Genomic DNA, 22,004 nt, shown 5'->3' on the forward strand with positions numbered 1-22,004 from the left:
TTTATGTTCTAAAAAGCAGACTTTCTAGTGTCAAAAAAGTGAATTGGTTTTCTACTCATTGGATTATAAATCAAAGGATTCAAGATTTCTTTTGTAGTAAATTCTATCTTTGGACTCACACGTAGTTTGGCTCTAAAGTGATCTTTTAATTCTTGTAAAAAAGTATCTGATTTTTCTTTGACTGCAATCTTTATCAAAATCTCATCTGTTCCTAAATCATTTGTAGATATTTCGATTATATAACTTTCAATCAATGGATAATCATTCAAAACATCATTCATCGCTGGCGGGTACAAAGTTGTTCCTTTGTATTTTATCATTTGCTGTTTTCTTCCAATAACTGGCCCAACACGCAACGTATTTCGACCACATTTACACGGTTCATGGTGTAATTTCACAACATCACCTGTTTTGAATCGGATTAATGGCATGGCCTCGATTCCCAAAGTGGTAAAAGTCAATTCACCCGATTCGCCGTCACTTACCGTTTTATTATTTTCGTCTAATACCTCTACAATTATTAATTCTGGATGGTGATGACCACCATTTGAATGTTCACACTCTGTAAAAGCAGTACTCATTTCGGTTGAAGCATAAGTTGAATACAACTTAATGTTCCATTTATTAGTGATTTTCGTTGACAATGTGTTCATAGAAAAATCTTGATTTCTTAATGATTCGCCAATACATACTGCTCCTTTTATACCTGAATTATTGTAATCAATATTGTTTTTTTCGGCATATTCTATTAGTTTTAATAAAAATGAAGGAACCGTAATTAAGTAAGTAGGCTTGTATTTTAAAATAGAATCCCATTGTAATTCTGGAATACCGGCTCCTACTCTAATCACACCTGCTTTTAACTTTCTAAGTCCTAAGAAATAAGCTAATCCTGCCATGAATCGCCTGTCCATGGTAGTCATTAGTTGTACAATGTCACCTTCCTTAATGCCGGTGCAAGCAAAAGAAATTGCTTCGTTATAAGCTAGTCTGTCTAAGTCTTTATCTGTTAACCCAAAAGTAACTGGATCTCCTAATGTACCCGACGTAGTAGCATAATCTATTATTTCATTTGCTGGAACGCATAAAAAATCATCGTTATGCTTTTGCAAATTTTCTTTAGTAATCACAGGTAAAGTCTGCAAATCTTCTAAAGTCTTTATTGTTGAAATATCAATATTGTTTTTTTCAAAAAGCGCTTTGTAAAAAGGTGAATTTTCATTCACATACATTAGCAATTCACTTAATTTTTGTTCCTGAAATGTTTTTATCTCTCCTAATGAGGCGGTTTCAATTTTTGGAATCATTTTACTTTTTTTATTGATTTTTTTAAATATTTCAAAACATTCTCTTTATCAGGGAGTGTTGTAATCTCTTTGGTTAATGCTATTTCAAATTGTTCTTTTGCGAGATCGTAAGCTCTTTTTTCATAGAATAGCATGCCCATTTTATAATAAACAACCCAGTAATCTGGATTTAATGATTGATAGTTCTTTTGGAGATCGGCGGGGAAATCATTCTTATTTTCTAATAATCTATCAACTTTCTTGTCTTCGATTCTAAAAAGTTCATAGTTTTTATATTCTTTAGACAGCACAAAAGGGTCTTGAGCAATATTAAGATTTTCCTCTTCGACCGAAACAATAGCGTCACCGGCACTCCTTTTATTAAAAATTTTATTAAGGTCATAGCAAACAAACTCTCCCAATTGATATGGATTAGACGAAACCCATACTAATCGTTGCTCCGGTTTAAAAATTATTCCGTGATGTGCCAATAGTTGATTTAAGGCTTTTTCATTTCCATAGCCCAAAGGTAAGTTGTTTAAGCCATCCTTATTGCGAAGAATATTTGCCGCTTTTGCAGGATTTAATTTTTTACTTTCATCTAACAACTGTACAAGTCGATCGTATCTGTATTTTGAATGACTCTCCTTTATTTGATTTATATTTCCTTTATTATCCTTTAAAGCGTCACTTTGAAAATGATTGGTGCAAATTAGTTCCGTTGTGTTTTGCACTTCATAAACTCCAAAATTATCGGGAGAAACCTCGATTAAAATTGCTTTTTTATCATTGGCACTCCCCACCATTATGGACTCTGACACGAAAACCTTTCTTTTTTTTGCGATTGCAATAGCCTCGTCAATATTTTTTGCGTATTGCAAAATTTCCCTTGTCAAGATCGAAATAGGCGTCTTGGCAATCAATGGGATTTTAGATTTACCAGCGTTAATAGTCACGGTTAGCCCTTCCTTATTCATTCCAGATACAGCACCGATCATTCCTGCCCAAGTGACCATCATAAAGGGATGCCCTTTTTTTGGATTCACAAAAGCTACTATTTTATCTTTGGCAAAATCATCTCCGGCATAAAAATCAAAATTCCTACCTAAGATCAAACTTCCATCTTCGGTTTTGTCTCCCCATGCTGCAAATGAAGAACAACCAACAAGTGCTAGATCCTGTAAAGCATGTCCAATATCGTGCGCGCCATGCAAATACAAACTTCTCAAATAGGGCGAGGCAATATTATCAAAGTTAGGCGAACTGTACTTTGAAACTCCATAAATTTCTGTTTGAAATTCTTCGGGAACATTTAGATATAACTTTCTATTGTACCACTTTAAAAAACTCCTGAGTACTTTTTGTTTAAATTTCGAAGGCAATAGATCATTTATTTTCGAAAAAAAAACAGTTTCTTGCTTCTTCAATAGACTATCCGAAAGACTCCCAACTAGTAACCCTCTTTCCAATGGATCCCCTTCGACATAAAGTTCCCATAGGTCTTGTTTATTTTTGAGCAGAAAATTATTTCCTGAAGAAAAAACGGTAGCTGAATGTTTTTTCACAACCGGAATAGCGTTATTAAAACCCGTTATATCTGGTTGATGGTGCATTGAATTATAGGTTCCACAACAAATAAACAATAGTGATAAAGCTAAAGTGACTAAAATATAAAACGGTCTATACTTCTTCATTTTGTTTATTTTGTAGCCTCATTAATTTTATTCACTAGATAATCTTTGCCTACAATTTCTGAACAAGTTACAACGGCTCCAATGGTGACACCTAAAACACCATGCATGTTTATACTTTGCCCAGTTAAATACAAATTATCTAATTTTGTTTTAGAGGCGATAAAGGTTTTCATGGGATTATTTGAATCCTTTTCATAACCATACATGTTTCCATTATGGCCACCAATATAGTCTCTATAAGAGAGTGGTGACGAAGTATGGATCGACTTTATACATGCTCTAATCCCTGGGAATTTCAACTCAATTTCTTGAAGAAAACGTTCGGCTTTTCGGCTTTTAAAAGCCTCATAACTTTCACCTCTATCTTCTTTTTCAGCGGTTGTATTAACTGTATCTGCCCATGCTTGTAAATCATCAAACTTCATATAAGTAATAAATGTCATTCCATCTGCCCACTTATCTGATTTTTTGGACGCATTCATGGAAGCCATAAATGCTTTAGGCCAAGTCTCCTCTGTATAATCGTGCGAACTCCAAACTTCCTTACTGTCTTTAAAATGATAGTAATTATGATTCAAATACTCAAAAGATTCTGGTTTAAAAACCACATACAAACTAAATGCAGAAACCCCACCTTCTAAGCTCTGAATGCGATTGTAATACGCTTTTCTAAATTTATCAATACCTGCCATTTTTAAAGTAGCCTTTGGGTCAATATTAGATACAAAATACTTTCCAAACACTTCAGAACCGTCTTTCATTATAACCGAACTAACCGCATTATCTTCGACCACATATTGAACAGCTTCCTTGTATTTATATACTTCTCCGCCATGAATTTTAAGTTGCTTTATTAATTGTTTGGTAATTTGACTACCCCCATTAATACAACGCCATGAACTTTGAATATAGGAATTAACAGATAAAGCATGAACATAAAATGGCGATTTATCCTCGATTCCAGCATACAAAAAATTAGTTCCCGCTAGAACAGCTCTCAGTTTTACATTATCAGTAACAGCATCGATCTCTTTTTTAGCATTCAAGGACAACAAACTACTATCGTACTCTCCTTCGGATCTTAAATTATACAATGGAAACGTGTCACAAGCTTTTATCACTTGCTGGCAATAACGATCTATATTTTTTACTTCATCAGGAAAAAAACTACTCAATTGATTCTTGAAATTATCATATCCTTGAGCATGTGGATACTCATTCTCATCATCTTCAAATGAAATAATATCAAAACCGTCTTCATCCATTTTTTTTAGGTTTAAATTGTCCATTATCCCTAAATATTTAAAATATCTATATAGATTTTGACCTTCACTTAAACCTCCTATGTAATGAATTCCAGTATCAAAAATAGTTTTATCTCTAACAAAAGTTTGCAAGTTACCACCATACTGATTGTTCTTTTCAAGAACGCACACACTATATCCTTCTTTTGCCAAAATAATAGCAGAGACTAACCCCCCTAAACCGCTTCCTATAATGACTACGTCATACTGTTTTTTCAATGTACTTTATTTCTTTAAAACAATCAATCTGTTGGTTTCTAGTGCAATTACAAGTCCTAAACTTACAATTACCTCTTTCAAATTTTGATTATCTATTACAATTATTTGCTTTGCACAATTGGCTACATATTCTAGATCCACTGTAGTATTATATGCTGATAATACAACTGTATCATATACTTTATCTTTTATTGTATCGCTACTTTCCAGATAGTTTATCGTTCTTTTCTTTACAATATAATTTGTCTTAGCCACAGCTCTATTATCTTCGTCTAATAGTAAAGAATCGACTTTTCGTAAAGGCTCTTGTAGTACAAGTGACAAATCTAGCAATCCATAATCATTGCCTATATGCAATACCTTTTCTTTTGAACCAATGTAAGAATTTATTTGAAAATACACTTCTGAATTGAGATTAAAATCAGCTTTTACTTTTTGAACTACTTTTAATTCTTTGTAATCAAAACTATTAATGATTTGCTTTTTAAAATAATCTTGCCCTTCTGATTGTTGGCGTAACGCTGCATATTGCGTTTTAAAAAAAGCACCTATTTTTTTTGTTCTTTCGGCATAATCAACACCAAATGAAGCGTCATCAACTTTTATTCTACCTAGTATTTTTACTGTAGTAGACGCTCCATTAAGGATAAAATCTCCTTTGGGCGCGGCCTCTGAATAGCCATGAATCAAAACAGGAACTATATCGAGTTTAAATTGCTCAGCTAGGTAGAAAGCACCTTTATGGAAGCGTTTTATGAGGTTATCCTCTGAACGTGTTCCTTCTGGAAAAACCATTAAAGAATACCCTTGATTTACCTTTTCACGTAAATGTTCTACTCCGTTGTCAATCCCATTCGATACAGGGTAAAACCCAGCCAACTTAACCCCTAAACCAATTGCAGGTGAATTATAAACCCAATCACTGACCAAAAAAATTATTTTTGGACTCAACTTCCCTATTGCCAAGATATCCAAAAAAGACATGTGATTGGCAATAATCACTGCAGGCTTATCAAATGTTTCATGAAATTCGTTAGACTCTTTTCTTTTCACTGCGGGATAAGTTAAAAATACCGAATACATAAATTTTGACATCACGTAATGAAACCCTTTGAGCTTGGCACTTCTTTTCAAAGGTATTATTTTCATTAAAGTTACACTTACAATAGACAAAACGAAACCTCCAGCGAGATAATAGGTAAACGAAATAATGGAATGTATTAATCGTCTTATTTCAAAAGGAGCTTTTCCTTTTTTAACTCTATCCGTAATTAGAAAATTAAAAACTAAAGGTTGTAGCGTAAATGTAATTACCAATGCGGAGAAAATACCAATGATCGAAATAATCGAAATTGATTTTAAAGCTGGATGCTTCGCAAAAACCAAAACTCCAATTCCTAAAATAGTTGTTGCAACAGATAGTAAAATGGAAGCTTTATAAGTAGCTAATACCTTCTTGCCGTAGGTGTATTCTTTTTGTAAAGCCGAGGTCATAAAAATACTGTAATCAACCCCAATTCCAAAAATCAAAGTACATACAATAATATTAATAATATTGAATTGTAAGCCAAACATACCCATCATTCCAGTTGTGATTAACCAACTAGCAAGTATTGGAATGATACTTACAATTACGAGTTCTATGCGCTTAAACGAAAGAAATAAAATAATAAAAATAGCGATGAACGAATAATTTACCAAACTTTCAAAATTCTTTTTTAAATTTCCCAAAAACGTTTCATTAGTTTGCTGCCTATCAATCACAATCAAATTGGGTTGTTTTTTAATGGCATTAACAAACTCATCTCTTTTATCAAGAGGTACCTTTACAAGAGTTGAAATCGTATAAAAACCATTTTTATTCCCCATAAATTCATCCAAAAACAATGATTTCACGCTTTCATAATCTTTTATAGAAACCAAATTAAAGTCTTTGTTGAGCATTTCATAAAAAACACTAAAGGAGTTTTCCTTGAACCCAAATGTATTCCCACTGGCAATTATTCGATTTTTTACCAATGTTTTTTTCGAAACATCCCAAAACTTATTCCACTCTTTTATTTTTTCCAGCTGTTGCTCTTTCGAAAAAACAACTCCACCGATTGAGCTAAAATTCAAAACCCTAGAAGCTTCTTTTTCTTTCAACAAAGCATCAAATAATACTTTATTATTAGCTACAACCGTTTCTTGATCATCACCATAAGTCGCTAGGTAAATAGATTTGGACGAAATATCAGCAATTTTCTCCAGTTTTTCTTCTGTCTTTTTCAAATCCTGAGACATGTAATTTAATGAAGAAAGATCATTATTAAAAGACACCTTGGAATAAGTAAACAAACATGCTATTAAGAATCCTAAAACACCAACTAGCAAATATTTATTTTTATGATACGAATAAGCGCCTAGCTTATCTATGATATTTGGTTTAGGAACGATTAAATCATTTTTGGTTTTATACAACAATGGAATTAAAACTAGTGAGAAGACTGAAGTCGAAACAACACTCAATGCAGCAAAAAGACCTAAATCTTTTAAAGCCTCTGACTTGACAAAAAATAAACATAAAAACGAAACCGCGGTGGTTATACCACACAACAACAAAGGTTTTGTAATGTCTTTATATAATAATTTAGCACTTTTATTATTTCTAAGATGCGTTAATACATAAATAGAATAATCCGTGGTTTCTCCCAGTAAAATGGAACTAATACCTAATGAAATGGCCGATATTGTTCCTCTTGTAAAATACAGAATACCTAAAGCAAAAAAGGCTCCAAACAAGGAAGGAATAAAGATAATAATAGGAGTCAATAGACTACGATAAAAGAAAACTAGAATCAAAATTAAGGTAACCGCCGCAAAAATAGAAGTATTTTGAACATCAGCTTTTATTTGGGTTGCATTGTCAACCGCGACAGGAGTTGCACCAAAATAACTCATTTGTGCCTTCCCCTTAAACGTACTGTTTAAATGATCTTTAACCGACTTAAGTTGCCCAATAAAAACAGTGTTTTTATCCGTTTCATTTGTAGCTAGTTTTGGGGTTATAAAAAGTAATAAGTTTTTCTTGTCTTTGGTGAAAATGAAACCATCTTGCAATTCAAAGTCATCCCCAACACTAAGTTGCTGTAATTTCTTTAAGGCAATGAATGAAATTCCCAAGGGATCTTTTAAAATAAAATCTTTAGTCACCATACCAGTAGGCGAAATCAGCGACTTATAATCATTTTCTAAAGCTTGAGCCACACTGTCGTTTTGGATTTTGTTTCCAATAGTTTGATAATCTTTCTTGTCTAAAAAAAGCGGCAAATTATTATATACAAAATCAAAAGTAGCTTGGATATTTTTCTCATCAATTTTTCCTTGAATTTTGCCAATAAATGGTTTAGAAGTTTCATTGATTGTATCTAAAAACACATTAGCATAATCTGCTAAATCATCTGTTTCTCCATCACCTTCGGCCGAAATTACAATCGAAATCTTATCCGAAAAATTCATCTGATTCAAAACTTTTGCTGTCACATTTGAAGCATCATTAGTAGGAATCAAACGCGTAATATCTTCGCTAAAAGAAATTTTAGAAGCAAAAAATAGAAAGAATAAAAACAACGCAATAATCAATGAAAAAGAAAGCCCTTTTCTTCTTAAAATAAACTGATGTATTCCGAAAAAAAACTGCTGCATTTTTTAATTTTTATTTTTTAAAGTACTGAAAAAGGTCAATACTAAATAACCTATTAGTCCAAATAGAACTGCCATAATTGTTGCTAAAATAAAACTTCCAATTATATATTGTAAAACATTATTCTTTAAATTATCAAAAGTAATTGAATGGTCTAAAAATAAAGGATCATTGTTTTTTACAAAATACCCTCCAATTTTTAATGAACCATAGATAATAAAAGGGATAAAGGGTGGAAAACTAATGTTTGAAAACGCAAAAGAAATCGCCTTATTAAAACGAAAAACAACGGCTAAAAAAAGCACTAAAACTGTTTGAAAACCCCAGAATGGTGCAATTCCTATAAAAACACCTAGGGCAATCGAAGCTGCTTTTTTATAATTAGAATCACTGTTTTCTAGAATATTTTCGACTAAATATTGAGTAAGTCCTTTTTTTTTTATTCTCTTAAAAAAGTCACGAGGTTTAATATAAACTAAGGCAATTACAACCAAAACAGTATTCAAAACACTTATCCTACTGAAGTCTCTAAAAGGTCGAAAATGCGAAACCCTTTCTGTTGGGTCATACAAAACCTGAATAGGAATATTTTTCACCACTATTCCCTTCCAAGCAGAACGTACGATAATTTCAATTTCTAATTCAAATTTAGTTGTAAAGTATTTTTTGGGTATTTTATGCAAAGGATATAAGCGAAAACCAGACTGGGTGTCTTCTAGACTAATGCCAGTTTCAAATTTGAACCAGAAATTGGAAAAATTATTCCCAAAACTACTCTTCTTCGGTACGCCTTCCTGCATCATGTTCCTACTTCCTATAAGCAAGGCTTCCCCTTCATTTTGAATCGCCTCAATGAATTTGGGAATATCTGATGCAAAATGTTGCCCATCTGAATCGATGGTAATCGCATAATCAAAATTAAGCTTTACTGCTTTTTTAAAACCATTACGTAAAGCCACACCCTTCCCTGCATTAGCGAGATGATGAATTTGAATGATTTGGGGATATTTTTTTAAAATGGCAATTGTACCATCAGTTGCACCATCATTAACGATAATTACATCAGTGGTATACTCAAGTACCGAATCAATGATACGTTGCAGCGTTCTCTCGTTATTATATGTTGGAATAATAACACAAAAACGTTCGGGTTGTACCGTTTCAATCTCAGATGAAATAGGTTGCATTCTAATTTTTTACTATTTATTAACTACTTGTTTCTCAGAAACAGAAAAACTTTTAGATTGCAAAATAAAATTTTTGACATACTCTTTTAGCTCTCCAGACAAGCTTTTATAGTTTTTAATTACAAACTCCTTATCTTCCTTGATGTTTTTTCTATAATTAACAAATGTAGGCAAATTTTCTTGTACACTTAATCGAATAAATCTAATTTCAACACTATTAGGACTTGCAGCAACTGCTGCTTCAATAAACTTTGCACCAGCGATAAGATTGGATTTTTTATCTTTGATCTTTGACGAAAATTTTCCGTTTAAAGTCATCGCACCACCTTTATATGCGACTAATACTGTATTAGAATCATCTATTTCAACAGCAGCTAGCTTTGCCAATAAATCTGCTGAAATTGTTTTAGAATTAGCCGCATCAGCATACAGTTTTCTGACTTCTGAAACCGATGGACTTCCTAAAAAAAGTAAACAAATTAGTGGAATTAAAAATTTCATTATCCTATTTTTTTATAAACACTTACCAATTTTAAAGCAACAGTGTCGCCAAAATAAGTAGTGTTCTTTACTTTTACCTTTCCCTCTTCCATTTCAATAACATCCATCTCCAATCGCAATTCAGGAGTTAAATCTGGATTAATAAGAGCCATGAATTTAACGTTTGAAAGACTCTCCATCAACAAAGTACTTTCTGTTACTTTCTCTGTCAATTCTTTTATAATTTGCATCATGCATACTCCCGGCATAATAGGGTTTCCTGGAAAATGACCTCCAAATACTTCATGTTTTGGATTAATCATTAGAGTGACTGAATATTTCTGACCTTCGTTATTCTCTAAGGAAGTTATTGTGTAAAAATCTTTTAAAAGCATCTGTTTTATTTTAAATCAAAAGTATAAGTAGCTCCAACTTGAAAAACTACATTTGAATAATCCCAACCACCATTTACGGGAATAATTCCTTTTTTTATTCGTCCTTCAATACCAAAATTCTTAGTAATATCACAACCTAGACCTGCAAAAAAGGCCAAATCTACACCATTAAAAGAGTTGTCTTCATAACTAGCGTCACCAATTGCTTTTCTAGCATCATTGACTCTCACGTCAAAAGTAGTTCCAAGTTGAAAATTAAATTTATTAAACGTAAATTTATTAGCAACTGCTAAGGAAACATAAGAAACATTAAGCGTTTCATTTTTCCTTACTCCACCTACTAAATATTCGCGTTCTGACCCTTGCCTTGTATAAGTTAACTCCGGTTGCAAGGTATAGAATTTAGTCGCTTTTAAAGCCCCAAACACTCCAACATAAAAATCTTGCTTTGACGAGAAACGCTCATTAGTATCATCTGTTTGCGTAAAATGCGAAAAATTAAGTCCTCCTTTAATCCCTGGTCTAAAAGATACCTGTGCCTTACTTTGTGAAAAGCTGAAAACAGCTAAAAACATAAAAAAAATTCCTTTTTTCATATTGGGTAATTTATTGATTATTGAAATAATTTAATTCAATCCTTAGTTTAATATTTTGATGTTGAATAACAATTTTATTAGCAAAAATATTACTTTCTACAGTATAACTAATACTTAATTTTTCTTTTCTTTTTGAAGCATGTATGATTCTCATCAACTCTCCTCCATTTTTTGAAAAATATAAATAGTCATACCTGTTTCCTATCTTGGATTCACCTATCTGGTATTTATCTTCTTCAAACTGTTTGTCAATTTTATAACTCTTTCTCAAAAGTATCCTAAAATCATTTTTTAAGGTATTTACGAGGATCTTTCGATTGAGTTCGTCAACAATTGCATTTACTTTGAACGTGGTTTCTGAAATTTCAAAATCCAGTAATTTATTTCCAAATTCAGTTGTAAAAACAACTCTATGCATCGTCTCATTTATTTTCTTAATGACAACGATACCGCTCAAATCATTCCCGTAAACCGTAATGTTTGCACGGTAAACATAATCAATATCTTTACTTAAAAAATAAGGCGCTATGCGATTTTCGTTCACAACAGCTACTTCATTTAATTGCTTGATTGGATTAGTACCGCAAGAATTTAAACTTGTTACTAATAGAAAACTAATTATTAAAAATAGAATCTTCGATCTTACCATTTACTGTTTTATTTTTCAATACAATTCTTGTGTAATCTTCTGCTGATTCTAATAATTTAACCTGAGTGACTGTAGCATCTTCTTTACTAAAGGTCAATTCGATTTGTTTAATGTATTTCTTTAAGGTCTTATCCTTGGGAATAAATTTTGTTACATTATTGTCCTTTGTTTTAAAATAGGAAATTACAAACTCATTATCGTCAAACATATCTCCACTTACACTCCCTACAATAAGTTTATTCAATTTAGCAAATACTTTACTGTTCCCAATATCTACACTGCTTTTTTTACCTTCGTCATTTATTAAAATCTTACCATTTTTAAAAATAATAGCATAATTATATGGCTTTTTATATTGCCATGACAACAAACCTGGCTCCTTAAAATACATTTTCCCAGAAGTCTCTATGTCCTTAGACAAAAAATCCATGTGCTTGTACTGAACAAAATCAGTGCTTAATGTTTTTATCTTTTTGGAAACTGCATTCACAGATTGTTTGAAAGCATTAATTTCACTTCCAGACATTTTTTGTTCTTGCGAAAACGCCGAAATATTCCAAAAAATAAGGCATAATACTAGATAATAAACTTTAATTCTCATAGGCTTTTAGATTCAAAAGTTGATCAATAGGAACAACTTCATATTTGTTTTTCTCCAAGAATAACAACAACTGTTCCAAAACCTGGACTGTTTCAAATGTTGTATCATGCATTAATATTATTGCTCCTGGTTTTACTCTTTTTATAATTCGCTTATAAATAAACTTTTCGTTTTTAATTATTCCATCCAAAGAACGAATATTCCAACCAATCACTTTATGCTTTGTAACCTCAAGCGCTCTTCGTATAGAAGGATTTGTCACTCCATAAGGTGGTCTAAAAAATTGTGGTTTTTTACCTAAATATTTTTCAATAAGTGCATCAGTTTTACGGAGCTCTTCAATGACACTATCTCTTCTTAGAAAATCAAAAAAAGAACTGTGTTCATAGGAATGATTTGCTATAATATGATTCTCTGAAATAAGTTTTCTAACTATTTCGGGATGTTTCTCAACTTGCTGACCAATACAAAAAAAAGCCGCTTTGACCTGATACTTCTCTAAAACCTCTAGAATCAAAGTCGTATTTGGGCTAGGGCCGTCATCAAATGTAATTGCTATTTTTTTTTCGGTTTCTAATGGATTACTGCAATACGCATGTACGTGGTAATTAGAAAAAATAAAAGTCGAACCATACAAAACAACAATAAACCACACGAAAATTACTATTACTGCATACCCGATTTCTATTGCTACAAACAAGCTTGCAATAGCCAGTATTGCCAGTATTGTTGTAAAAAAAATAGCTACTGCTTTGTGTTTTAACATCTTGAAATTAAAGTAAAACTATGATCGATCCCTCGATATTGATTGTACAATAAAATCGTTTTATAATCTGATTTTTCAACTGCATTTATTTTTATAACATCCGGAATATTTTGAGTTTTAATGATGTTAGCACCCACAAATAAACCAAAAGCAGAAGCTGTATTGTACTCCCCGCTTAAATGTTTGTAATACACTTGTGGAATTTTTACAAAACTCTTTTCGGAAATATTTTTATAAAAACCATCAAATTCTACATCTCCATTATACCCCAAAATCACAGCATCAATATCACTAATTTGCAAAGTATTTGACTTCAAAAAAGCAATTATCTTATCTTCTACTTCTTCAACATCTAATTGATTGAGTATTTCGACATCTAAAACTTCGGCATATGTTTGTTCCCTTTTCTTGTCTTCTAAAACAAAGAAAGTCGCACCCTCACCATAAACAACTCCTTTTGTAGTTGAATTTAAAACTGGATATGGCCCTTCCAATTCTTGTTTTATATAACCAGCCAATTTAAACAAGGAAGTAGTATAATCTGAAATTTCATCAACCCCTCCAATTAAAATTGACGTTGCCTCTTCTTCCTCAATTTTCATTTTAGCATCTAATAATGCTGATTCGAAGGAAACAGAACCGTTAACAAAAGTAACATTGTAAGCTTTACATTGTAGTCCTAAAGCAATTTGCCCGCCCACAGTATTGTGCGTAGATTGAATGAAAGATGTAGGAGTTAGGAATTCTTCGTTGTTGTCCAAAATCGCTTTCAAAAACTTCTCTGAATCTTCAATACAGCCCATACCTGTACCAGTAATAATAGCGTCTATAGTATCAAGTTGCGCTTCTTTTAAAGCTAAAGTAGATGCTACAATACTATTTTTAACACCTTTAGCCATTCGTCTGATAGCAACTGGAGAAATAAAATCCTTGTAAACTGGGGTTTTTAACGGTAATAAAATACTGTTTTCTAGTACCTCTACTTCTTCTAGAAAAACAGTGTCAAATGTTTTTTGAGCCGAGATACAACCTAGACCGTTGATATATGTCTTTTTCATTCGCTTTTAGAAAATATAAGTGTTGAACAATTCCCACCAAAACCAAAAGAATTAGACAATACATGTTGAACATTTTTATATTTCAATGTCGTTTGCGGAATTAAATTGAATTCATTCATTGGTGTTTTAAAATTCAAATTTGGAAAAACCACATTATTTTGAATTGCTAGCACACTATAAACAGCTTCAATAGCTGCCGCTGCCGCCAAAGTATGTCCCGTAAAAGGTTTAGTCGAGCTAAAGTCCGGTACGTTATCTTCTCCAAAAAGCCTTACAATTGCTCGCCCCTCAGATAAATCGTTATTAGGCGTTGCAGTTCCATGTACATTGATATAATCTATTTGTTCTGGTTTCAAATCAGCTACTTTAAAAGCTTTCTGCATAGCAAGTAAAGCACCTTCACCGTTTTCTGAAGAGGCTGTTTGATGAAAAGCATCATTGGCATTACCATAACCTGATACCCTAGCCAAAACCGTTTTGTTTTGCTTTTCAACAACTTCATCTGATTCTAACACCAGATAGGCCGCAGCTTCACCTAGATTCAACCCTTTACGATCATTATCAAATGGGCTATTATAACCATCAGATAAAATCATTAATGTTTTAAATCCGTTTATGGTAAATTTTGCCAAAGCATCCGTTCCTCCAACAATAACACGATCTAATTTTCCAGATTTAATCATTCTTGCGCCTAGCATAATTGCGTTGGCAGCAGAGGAACAAGCGGTACTTATAGTCGTTACCATTCCTTTTAAACCTAGCTCTTCGGCGATTTTTTGAGACACATCTCCTCCATCATGACATTTGATAAACTTTACCAGTTCTTCATTATCAAAATAATCATAATAATGTCTTTCGGTCATATCCATTCCGCCAACACTTGTTGCCGAAATTAACCCTGTCTTGTATTCATTAATTGAACTAATCCCAGCATTATCAACTGCTTGTTTAGCTGCGATAACGCCTAACATCGCTGTTCTTGAAAAATTATTATCCGCTTTAAGCTGTAATTCTTCAATTAACTGCTCATTTGTTTTTTTTATTTCTCCTACTTTGATGATATCAATATGAACTGTCGAAATATTTTCGATAGTACTAATGGCAACTCTGTTATTTAATAATGAACTAAAATTATCTTCTACCGAATTTCCGATAGAAGATATAATACCCATTCCAGTTATGGCAACTCCTTTATTCATTGAATACTAGATACTATAGATTACGGTTTTAAACTTATGACGAATCACTGTTTAAAAAAAATCTAATTAGGCTAATTAATTATTTTGTTCTATTGGCTGTGATATAAGCTCCCATAGTTTCTATAGACTGAAAAATATCTTTCCCCTCTTTTGGATCTACTAACTTGATACCATAATCTTTATCTAACATTACAATTAACTCTAATGCATCGATAGAGTCTAAACCTAACCCGTCTCCAAATAATGGATCGTCATCATTAACATCTTCAATATTGATATCTTCTAAATTTAGAACTTCAATGATTTTACTTTTTAATTCTTGCTTTAATGCTTCCATGTTTTATTTATATAATTTTTTTATTGATTCTTCGCTATGTTCCAACTCTCCTTCTGCACCAACTAAATAGAGTAAAGTTTTGTATTCTTCGTCAAAATATTCTACCCATCCACAAAGTACGCTTGTTGCTTTATTTTTTTCTAAAAGAATATTTGCATAATTCATCATAAATAATGGATTGAACTGAGCAAATACAAAAAACGAATTCTCGCTTTTTAATTGGTGTCGTATGCTAATTTCACCCAAACAAATATTAGGCAAAGTATACACAAAAACTGCAGGACTAGGGTAATAACTCCCCTTATCTGTAATAGAACTTTGATATTTTGTATCGGTATCTAAACTCGACGATTTGTTAGAAAAAACTAAAGCAGTATTGTTCTCTTGTTCTTCATTTTCTGTCTTCTCTAATAACAGTTCTGTGGCTAAAAAAGCAAGTTTACTTAAATTATCCATCTTGAAAAACTTTGGATAATCAATATTAAAATGTTGATAAACACTTTTAGAAAAATCAGAAAAAAGACTTTGCTCTTTTTCGAATAAAATTTTTCCATTTACCTTAATTTGATTTTCTTCAATGGTACAAAAAGACTGTATGTAAGTTTTATTTGCCATCTTTAGTTTATTTTTTCGAATAAAACAGCCGTATTACAACCTCCAAAACCAGATGCGGTTTTCAAGAAGTAACGACTATTTTTAGTTCCGTTTTCTTTTATAACATTTATATCCTGACTTACTCCTAACTCATCAAATCCCATTGTTGCCAATAATTTATTTTCTAAAACAGATTGGATACCAATTACCGTTTCCAGTAAACCAGATGCGCCTAGTGTATGTCCGTAATATCCTTTCAAGCTATTTACCGGAGCTTTTTCTAACTGTAACCTATTGAATGCAATAGCCTCCATCTCGTCATTGAAAGGGGTAGCCGTTCCATGAGCCGAAATATAATCGATTGCAGCTGCCTCAATATTAGCTTCGATTAAAGCACTCTTAATACTTCTAAAAAGCCCTTCTCCAGTTCTAGATGGTCCGGAGATATGATTGGCATCGTTTATGGAGCCGTCTCCTATAATTTTCACTTTGACCCCTTCTTTATTAGAAGAAACCAATACTGCAGCCGCAGCTTCGCCAAGAGTTACTCCTGTTCTATTTTTCGAATACGGTTTACAAGGCAAATTACTCATGGCTTGAAAAGAATTAAATCCTGATAGAACAAATTCTGAAATTTCATCTCCTGCCACTATAAAAACATCATCATACATCCCGCTCTCAATCAATCGCTTAGCAACCGAAATCGCCAACACTCCAGAAACACAAGCGTTTGAAATAACAATTGGTTCCGTTTTAAACTTAAAATAATCTGCAATGTTTTGAGCAAATTGATGTAAATAAGCATTCGTATTATCTTCTATCGCGCTATTTTGCAATGCTGTTATATTTCCTTTTGTAGTAGAGAGTACAAAGGCTGTTCGGTCATCTAAAACTAAATTGGCTTTTTTAATAATTGGATCTAAAGCCAAAATCATCATTTTTTCTAAACGCGAAAATCCAGTTGCAGCAGTCACTTTGGCGAAAGCCGTATTTAAATTTTCGTCATCAATTTGTGACGCGTAGAAAGATTCCTTCATCAAACCCGTGTTTTGATGCAATTGAATGCCCGAAACCCCACCATCAATATTTTTCATATTGGTAGCGACATCAAACCCAATAGGTGTGATGCAATTTGTTTGAGTAATAAAAACTTCTTTTGTCATTTTATTATTTTAATAGTCCTACTTTTCGTTTCCATTCTTCATAAAATGGAGGATTGGTCAACATTAATTCGCCTTTACCATCAAGAAAAACCTGTACCGTTTCACCCGTACATGAAACCTTATTGTCTTTATCAAATATTTTGTATCTAAAAATCATTTTTGCAGCAGGAGTATCAACTATTGTCGTTTCAATTCGAGCTACATCACCATAGCGCAAGGATAATTTGTGTTCACAAGTAGACTTCACAATTGGCGTTGTAAACCCATTACCAAAAACATCCAAATATGAAATTCCATGTTGACGACCAAACGCTTCACGGCCATCTTCAAAATAGGTGATATAATTGCCATGCCACACTATTCCAAGAGGATCGGTTTCGTTAAAACGAACTCTGATCTCCTCACTAACCGTTAAAGCAATCGCTTCTTTATACTGATCTTTTCTTTTTATCATATAATAATGCAATAGTTATTGTAATCACGAAAAACATAAACAGCAAGCCAATCTCTGGCAAAATCTCCAAGATACCAGCGTTGCGTAACAATACGTCATAAAAGGCATTTAACCCCCAATTCATTGGAGACGATTTAGCAACGATTTGCATAACGTGTGGCATTGCAAAAACAGGAACCCAGACACCACCAATTGCTGCCAAAATGATAGTTGCGGTAGCCCCAAATGGCGCCGATTGTTCTTGAGTTTTAGCTACAGTTCCTAATAAAATTCCGAATCCTATTGCGGCAAATCCTGAAAACATTGCCACAATAGTCATTAAAAATAAATTTCCTTCGATATTAAGCGATGGTAATCCGATATGTGGAAACAAGAATACAGCAACAGCTAACATCATGTAAAACTGCACCATACAAATAACAAGGTATGTTATTGTTTTTCCTGCTATAACGATTCCATTTGACACTGGATTAGTTCGTAAACGTATAAATGTGCCTTGTGTTTTCTCTTTAACGATATTGATTGACAATGGGATTACAATAAAGAAAATTGCAAACAGTGTCCAAGCTGGTACATTGTGCTGTACGGAATTTGGAATAACTTCCTTATTATTAACTCTAGGAACAATTTCTTTGAAGCTAATAAAACTCTTTTGCTCAAAACTAGTTGTTCCTTCGCCCAATTGCTCCTGAAAAGCAGTGTAGATAGAGCGTGTTTCAATTTGCGAAATCATTTTATCAATTGAACTCATCACAGCATTCTTGAAACTAAGCTGGGTTGCTGGATCAAAATAAAGCTTAACTTCTTTTTGACTCACCAGTTTAGATTTCTTTGGTACTGCTGTACTATCACTGAACCCAAGACTACTGACTATTGTTTCTACATTTTGGTCAATTTTTGCTTGTAAATCGCTACTTAAATGGGATGGGATAATAATAGCCAATTGAAAGGTTCCTTTAAAAACAGCTTCCTTAGCCATTTTTTCTGTCAGTGGTTTATTGTCTATTTGAGTAACTACAGAAAAAACCTCGCTTTTTTGTAAATTTTCAAAAACAGAATTAGACACACTCCCTTTGTCATTATCAACTAATAAAATGGGGATTTTTGTGTTACTCAGATTTTTTAAAGTACTATCTTGAATCAGGGTAACCATTATTATCAACACCAATGGCATTAAAAAAAGAATGATTACGCCACCAATATCTCTTTTTAACAACAAAAACTCTTTGCAAATTGACTGGTATAACTTATATATCATCTCTCAAATCATTTCCTGTTAAAGCAATAAAAACATCTTCTAAGTTTTTAGCTCCTAAAGTTCCATTTATCAAATCAATTGGAGTTCCTTGCGCATAAATTTTTCCTTGATCCAGTATTGCAATATCAGTGCAAAACTCCTGCGCTTCGGCCAAATGGTGAGAAGTATAAATAATTGTGGTCCCGTTTTTATTTAATTTTTTCAAATAGTCAATAATCGCATTTTTTGATTGCACATCAACTCCTACTGTGGGTTCGTCCAGAAACAAAACCTTTGGATTGTGTAAAACACCCGCAATTAAATTAATACGACGTTTCATTCCTCCCGAGAAAGTTTCAATCCTTTTATCGGCAAATTTCAATAAACCTAAAAAATCCAAACTCTCTATCACTTTCTCTTTTAGATCATTCCCCTTTAATCCATACATACTCCCAAAGTAAGTCAAATTTTCACGAGCTGTTAAAGTAGGATAAAGTGCATACTCCTGAGGTACTACACCGATGATTTTTTTCAATTCATCCTCATGGTCTGAGTACGTCATGCCAGCTATAGAAAAGCTACCAGATGTAGGCTTCACTAATCCGCATAGCATGGAAATCAACGTTGTTTTACCAGCACCATTAGGTCCTAATAAACCAAAAATCTGACCCTCATTTATGGCAAGCGTAAAATCGTTCAAAGAATACATCTCTGCATTTTTGTACTTTTTTGATAGTTGCGTTATTTGTATAATTGATTGCAAAATAATTGTTTAGCTAATTACTTTTTTTAATTTCTTAAAAAATATTTCTTCTTGATCAGCAATATACAAAAGTTGATCAGCAATAGTGTTATACACGTCTGCCTTTGTGCTTCTGTTCTTATATACTCTTGAAGCTTCAACAGCAAAATCTCTCCATAGATCGCCAATTACAGTCATTTCTTTCGAAAGATTTTCTAGCTCTTTATTTTCTAAAATTTTTGAAGCCTCTTCTAAAAATGCTGCATAAATAAACCGAAAACCACCACCACCGGTTCCTATTTCTTCTTGCATTCGCACCATCTGAGCTAAGTAGTGATTTGCTTTTTTAGTACCGTTTTTAATAGGCCATTTTCTAATTTGTTTGCTTACAAATCGAATTCCACGTACCCCAATAATAGGCATTGGAGCCAGCATATCACGACAGGTATTCTTTATCCCTTTTACGATAGCACTTTTAAAATCTACCTGTTCTGGAATTTGTATTGGATAATACATTTGACCTCTAGGTGCAAAGGCTCCTTTGGCAAAACGTACCTTATCTAACTCTTTATGAGTTAAAGTTGTTACGTTTTCCATCACAGGGTCGCTTATTAAATAATCTGTTTCGGTCTTTCCGTAAACAACCAAATTGTGGGCATTAAAGTGAAAACGGTATTCGTCCGGAAAATAACTAAGGTTATACACCCCAACTTGCAATCCCGATGGTATATTGTTTTTTAAATTGTGATCTAATGCTTTTGTAGCATTCGCTTCACTGGCAAACTTTTGTCTTTTAATTTTTAATCCTAACCTTTTGGCTAGCTTATTAAAAATTTGACCTGGCAAAGGCCTGTAGCTTATTGCAGGTGCATAATTGACCTTTAGAAAAGGCAAATAAACAAAGAAAAGTCCAGACCCAATTCCAAAAACCATTGGCTCACTAATATCCAATCCGTTATGTTTTAACAAATTAGAAGCTACTCCGTTTTCACAATGAGCCGATTGATGGTGTGTAAAATTAGTTTGCATTAATTAGTTTTAAAATTTTTTAATTCATTAATAGAAATATCAAAAGCATCAGCATATTTCTGCAATACTTTATCGCTTAAACCTTTAAAGTTTTCAGGTTTAAAATCTCTTTTTACACGCCATTGCCACATTCCTACGTAACTAGATAGTATAGACAAATCCATTCTACTAACCTCCATAAAATAATAAATAGGGCTACGTTCGTTGTTTTCAACCTGTTCTTTTGCCACAGCAATACGCTCACTTATCTCATCAATAGAATTGGAAAGCGCGATTGTTTTTGGCTCCCAACCTGTACTTAAAGCAGTGGTATAGTTTCCCTTTTCATCCGTTGCATAAACGAGTTCTTTCATATTTATATTAGAAAGATTTCCTTTGTCTTGTGGTACTTCTTCTTTTTTCATGAATGTTAACGCTTTGGGTTTTTATCTTGAATAAAAAGGTTGATTTCACCTTCTAAAAGTAATTCTTCATTATGAAACGTTTTACAGTTCATAGTACACAAGCTATAATCATCAGTGATAAACTTAGATACCAATACTGCTTTTGTACTTATGGTACTTCCCGATTTTGGGAGTGCATGAATTTTTAATGTTTTGATTCCGCTTATAAAACCCACCACATCAACATCATCCTTATCTTGATTATTTTCATCTATAAAAAAATCCTTTGCGATAATTGATGAACAAGTTTGAGCCATATTTTCTATTAAGCCTGCTTCAATAAAAACATCATTTTGGATAAATATATTATCCCCTTTGATTTCAAAAATGGTTTCCACATTTTCATGATCCATTAAAACAATTAAATCTACCATAAGCATAGGTGCTCGATGTGGTAAATATCTTTTAATGTCAACTAGATTAGCTTTTTTCTTTGTCAAAATCTATAAAATTATTTTGCTATAACTGTTTTCATTTGTCCCTTAGCAATCATTTCACCATTTAATTCAGTGATGATATCAACTAATGTTATTCCTGCAAATTCTTGAAGAATAGTTACTGTAGTTACTATTTCATCGTCTAACTCAGGAAGTTTGATTATCTGTACATCTTTTATTGACCCAATATATCCTGTTGGAGCTGGTTCCTTTTTTAAATAAAACTGATATCCGGTGTGTAAAGCCACACTTTGAGCCATGTGCTCAATTAAACCTGACTCTAAAAAATAACCGTCTTTAAAAAAAATGGCGTCACTTTGAATTCTAAAACCCGAAACTATTGAGGTCTCGGTAAAAGAAAACATTTTGTCTACCATGACAAAAGGAAATTTTTGCGGAATTAAATTTTCCACAAATTCTTTATCGAATATTGCTTTTTTTTCGCTCATAAG

At 32.8% G+C, this 22,004-nt stretch carries 23 protein-coding genes; all 23 read right to left on the reverse strand.

Annotation, left to right across the window (positions count from 1 at the left end):
• Positions 1-8: 8 nt before the first annotated feature.
• The 23 genes from H8R24_RS05365 to H8R24_RS05475 all read right to left on the reverse strand — a co-directional run bounded on the left by H8R24_RS05365 (position 9) and on the right by H8R24_RS05475 (position 22,001).
• Positions 9-1,307 carry a phenylacetate--CoA ligase family protein gene (locus tag H8R24_RS05365; RefSeq protein WP_187017600.1) on the reverse strand — a complete coding sequence of 433 codons (1,299 nt, stop codon included), beginning with the start codon at positions 1,305-1,307 and terminating at the stop codon, positions 9-11.
• Entirely contained in the window at positions 1,304-2,980 is a 1,677-nt protein-coding gene (locus H8R24_RS05370; RefSeq protein WP_187017599.1) for a C45 family autoproteolytic acyltransferase/hydolase, read from the reverse strand. The genes H8R24_RS05365 and H8R24_RS05370 overlap by 4 nt, the downstream gene beginning before the upstream one ends.
• Before the next feature lie 5 nt (positions 2,981-2,985).
• Positions 2,986-4,503: a phytoene desaturase family protein gene (locus H8R24_RS05375; protein WP_187017598.1), complete on the reverse strand. Its 1,518-nt coding sequence runs from the start codon at positions 4,501-4,503 to the stop codon at positions 2,986-2,988.
• A 6-nt stretch (positions 4,504-4,509) separates the two neighbouring features.
• The gene (locus tag H8R24_RS05380) at positions 4,510-8,187 is read right to left on the reverse strand and encodes an MMPL family transporter (RefSeq protein WP_187017597.1); all 3,678 of its coding nucleotides are present in this window, start codon (positions 8,185-8,187) and stop codon (positions 4,510-4,512) included.
• A gap of 3 nt (positions 8,188-8,190) precedes the next feature.
• Positions 8,191-9,372 (reverse strand): DUF2062 domain-containing protein, encoded by a 1,182-nt coding sequence (locus H8R24_RS05385; RefSeq protein ID WP_187017596.1) that lies wholly within the window; start codon positions 9,370-9,372, stop codon positions 8,191-8,193.
• 12 nt (positions 9,373-9,384) lie between these two features.
• Positions 9,385-9,873, reverse strand: coding sequence for a hypothetical protein (locus H8R24_RS05390; protein ID WP_225876773.1), 489 nt, complete (start codon positions 9,871-9,873; stop codon positions 9,385-9,387).
• Positions 9,873-10,247, reverse strand: a complete 375-nt coding sequence (locus tag H8R24_RS05395) for a 3-hydroxyacyl-ACP dehydratase (protein ID WP_187017595.1) — start codon at positions 10,245-10,247, stop codon at positions 9,873-9,875. Before H8R24_RS05395 ends, H8R24_RS05390 begins: the two co-directional genes overlap by 1 nt.
• A 5-nt stretch (positions 10,248-10,252) precedes the next feature.
• Positions 10,253-10,843 carry a porin family protein gene (locus H8R24_RS05400; protein ID WP_187017594.1) on the reverse strand — a complete coding sequence of 197 codons (591 nt, stop codon included), beginning with the start codon at positions 10,841-10,843 and terminating at the stop codon, positions 10,253-10,255.
• 10 nt (positions 10,844-10,853) lie between these two features.
• Entirely contained in the window at positions 10,854-11,492 is a 639-nt protein-coding gene (locus tag H8R24_RS05405) for a hypothetical protein (protein ID WP_187017593.1), read from the reverse strand.
• Positions 11,458-12,093, reverse strand: coding sequence for a LolA family protein (locus H8R24_RS05410; protein WP_187017592.1), 636 nt, complete (start codon positions 12,091-12,093; stop codon positions 11,458-11,460). The genes H8R24_RS05405 and H8R24_RS05410 overlap by 35 nt, the downstream gene beginning before the upstream one ends.
• Positions 12,083-12,859: a polysaccharide deacetylase family protein gene (locus H8R24_RS05415; RefSeq protein WP_187017591.1), complete on the reverse strand. Its 777-nt coding sequence runs from the start codon at positions 12,857-12,859 to the stop codon at positions 12,083-12,085. Before H8R24_RS05415 ends, H8R24_RS05410 begins: the two co-directional genes overlap by 11 nt.
• On the reverse strand, positions 12,853-13,917 hold the full coding sequence (locus H8R24_RS05420) for a beta-ketoacyl synthase N-terminal-like domain-containing protein (RefSeq protein ID WP_187017590.1): 1,065 nt from the start codon (positions 13,915-13,917) through the stop codon (positions 12,853-12,855). Before H8R24_RS05420 ends, H8R24_RS05415 begins: the two co-directional genes overlap by 7 nt.
• Positions 13,914-15,116 (reverse strand): beta-ketoacyl-[acyl-carrier-protein] synthase family protein, encoded by a 1,203-nt coding sequence (locus tag H8R24_RS05425; RefSeq protein WP_187017589.1) that lies wholly within the window; start codon positions 15,114-15,116, stop codon positions 13,914-13,916. Before H8R24_RS05425 ends, H8R24_RS05420 begins: the two co-directional genes overlap by 4 nt.
• A 79-nt stretch (positions 15,117-15,195) precedes the next feature.
• A complete protein-coding gene (locus H8R24_RS05430; RefSeq protein ID WP_187017588.1) occupies positions 15,196-15,453 on the reverse strand; it encodes a phosphopantetheine-binding protein in 258 nt (85 codons plus the stop codon).
• Between the two features lie 3 nt (positions 15,454-15,456).
• On the reverse strand, positions 15,457-16,068 hold the full coding sequence (locus H8R24_RS05435; protein ID WP_187017587.1) for a 3-oxoacyl-ACP synthase: 612 nt from the start codon (positions 16,066-16,068) through the stop codon (positions 15,457-15,459).
• A gap of 2 nt (positions 16,069-16,070) precedes the next feature.
• Positions 16,071-17,210, reverse strand: coding sequence for a beta-ketoacyl-[acyl-carrier-protein] synthase family protein (locus H8R24_RS05440; RefSeq protein ID WP_187017586.1), 1,140 nt, complete (start codon positions 17,208-17,210; stop codon positions 16,071-16,073).
• Between the two features lie 4 nt (positions 17,211-17,214).
• Positions 17,215-17,664 (reverse strand): acyl-CoA thioesterase, encoded by a 450-nt coding sequence (locus tag H8R24_RS05445; RefSeq protein WP_187017585.1) that lies wholly within the window; start codon positions 17,662-17,664, stop codon positions 17,215-17,217.
• Positions 17,639-18,922, reverse strand: coding sequence for an ABC transporter permease (locus tag H8R24_RS05450; RefSeq protein ID WP_187017584.1), 1,284 nt, complete (start codon positions 18,920-18,922; stop codon positions 17,639-17,641). Before H8R24_RS05450 ends, H8R24_RS05445 begins: the two co-directional genes overlap by 26 nt.
• Positions 18,912-19,610, reverse strand: coding sequence for an ABC transporter ATP-binding protein (locus H8R24_RS05455; protein ID WP_187017610.1), 699 nt, complete (start codon positions 19,608-19,610; stop codon positions 18,912-18,914). The genes H8R24_RS05450 and H8R24_RS05455 overlap by 11 nt, the downstream gene beginning before the upstream one ends.
• 63 nt (positions 19,611-19,673) lie before the next feature.
• On the reverse strand, positions 19,674-20,672 hold the full coding sequence (locus tag H8R24_RS05460; protein WP_187017583.1) for a BtrH N-terminal domain-containing protein: 999 nt from the start codon (positions 20,670-20,672) through the stop codon (positions 19,674-19,676).
• Positions 20,672-21,076: a hypothetical protein gene (locus H8R24_RS05465; RefSeq protein WP_187017582.1), complete on the reverse strand. Its 405-nt coding sequence runs from the start codon at positions 21,074-21,076 to the stop codon at positions 20,672-20,674. Before H8R24_RS05465 ends, H8R24_RS05460 begins: the two co-directional genes overlap by 1 nt.
• Before the next feature lie 5 nt (positions 21,077-21,081).
• On the reverse strand, positions 21,082-21,489 hold the full coding sequence (locus H8R24_RS05470) for an ABC transporter permease (protein WP_225877616.1): 408 nt from the start codon (positions 21,487-21,489) through the stop codon (positions 21,082-21,084).
• A gap of 77 nt (positions 21,490-21,566) precedes the next feature.
• Complete coding sequence (locus H8R24_RS05475) at positions 21,567-22,001, reverse strand: hypothetical protein (RefSeq protein WP_187017581.1); 435 nt, start codon at positions 21,999-22,001, stop codon at positions 21,567-21,569.
• Positions 22,002-22,004: the final 3 nt, after the last annotated feature.

Origin of the sequence: Flavobacterium muglaense (assembly GCF_014305155.1) — a bacterium.
Lineage (GTDB): Bacteria > Bacteroidota > Bacteroidia > Flavobacteriales > Flavobacteriaceae > Flavobacterium > Flavobacterium muglaense.

What these genes read in the sequence shown, in the direction of transcription:
- H8R24_RS05425 (WP_187017589.1), bottom strand. Translation starts at nt 15,116, where the DNA reads ATGAATAAAGGAGTTGCCATAACTGGAATGGGTATTATATCTTCTATC.
- H8R24_RS05385 (WP_187017596.1), bottom strand. Translation starts at nt 9,372, where the DNA reads ATGCAACCTATTTCATCTGAGATTGAAACGGTACAACCCGAACGTTTT.
- H8R24_RS05445 (WP_187017585.1), bottom strand. Translation starts at nt 17,664, where the DNA reads ATGATAAAAAGAAAAGATCAGTATAAAGAAGCGATTGCTTTAACGGTT.
- H8R24_RS05465 (WP_187017582.1), bottom strand. Translation starts at nt 21,076, where the DNA reads ATGAAAAAAGAAGAAGTACCACAAGACAAAGGAAATCTTTCTAATATA.
- H8R24_RS05365 (WP_187017600.1), bottom strand. Translation starts at nt 1,307, where the DNA reads ATGATTCCAAAAATTGAAACCGCCTCATTAGGAGAGATAAAAACATTT.
- H8R24_RS05400 (WP_187017594.1), bottom strand. Translation starts at nt 10,843, where the DNA reads ATGAAAAAAGGAATTTTTTTTATGTTTTTAGCTGTTTTCAGCTTTTCA.
- H8R24_RS05395 (WP_187017595.1), bottom strand. Translation starts at nt 10,247, where the DNA reads ATGCTTTTAAAAGATTTTTACACAATAACTTCCTTAGAGAATAACGAA.
- H8R24_RS05410 (WP_187017592.1), bottom strand. Translation starts at nt 12,093, where the DNA reads ATGAGAATTAAAGTTTATTATCTAGTATTATGCCTTATTTTTTGGAAT.
- H8R24_RS05405 (WP_187017593.1), bottom strand. Translation starts at nt 11,492, where the DNA reads ATGGTAAGATCGAAGATTCTATTTTTAATAATTAGTTTTCTATTAGTA.
- H8R24_RS05470 (WP_225877616.1), bottom strand. Translation starts at nt 21,489, where the DNA reads ATGGTAGATTTAATTGTTTTAATGGATCATGAAAATGTGGAAACCATT.
- H8R24_RS05435 (WP_187017587.1), bottom strand. Translation starts at nt 16,068, where the DNA reads ATGGCAAATAAAACTTACATACAGTCTTTTTGTACCATTGAAGAAAAT.
- H8R24_RS05390 (WP_225876773.1), bottom strand. Translation starts at nt 9,873, where the DNA reads ATGAAATTTTTAATTCCACTAATTTGTTTACTTTTTTTAGGAAGTCCA.
- H8R24_RS05420 (WP_187017590.1), bottom strand. Translation starts at nt 13,917, where the DNA reads ATGAAAAAGACATATATCAACGGTCTAGGTTGTATCTCGGCTCAAAAA.
- H8R24_RS05430 (WP_187017588.1), bottom strand. Translation starts at nt 15,453, where the DNA reads ATGGAAGCATTAAAGCAAGAATTAAAAAGTAAAATCATTGAAGTTCTA.
- H8R24_RS05475 (WP_187017581.1), bottom strand. Translation starts at nt 22,001, where the DNA reads ATGAGCGAAAAAAAAGCAATATTCGATAAAGAATTTGTGGAAAATTTA.
- H8R24_RS05380 (WP_187017597.1), bottom strand. Translation starts at nt 8,187, where the DNA reads ATGCAGCAGTTTTTTTTCGGAATACATCAGTTTATTTTAAGAAGAAAA.
- H8R24_RS05415 (WP_187017591.1), bottom strand. Translation starts at nt 12,859, where the DNA reads ATGTTAAAACACAAAGCAGTAGCTATTTTTTTTACAACAATACTGGCA.
- H8R24_RS05450 (WP_187017584.1), bottom strand. Translation starts at nt 18,922, where the DNA reads ATGATATATAAGTTATACCAGTCAATTTGCAAAGAGTTTTTGTTGTTA.
- H8R24_RS05460 (WP_187017583.1), bottom strand. Translation starts at nt 20,672, where the DNA reads ATGCAAACTAATTTTACACACCATCAATCGGCTCATTGTGAAAACGGA.
- H8R24_RS05370 (WP_187017599.1), bottom strand. Translation starts at nt 2,980, where the DNA reads ATGAAGAAGTATAGACCGTTTTATATTTTAGTCACTTTAGCTTTATCA.
- H8R24_RS05440 (WP_187017586.1), bottom strand. Translation starts at nt 17,210, where the DNA reads ATGACAAAAGAAGTTTTTATTACTCAAACAAATTGCATCACACCTATT.
- H8R24_RS05455 (WP_187017610.1), bottom strand. Translation starts at nt 19,610, where the DNA reads ATGTATTCTTTGAACGATTTTACGCTTGCCATAAATGAGGGTCAGATT.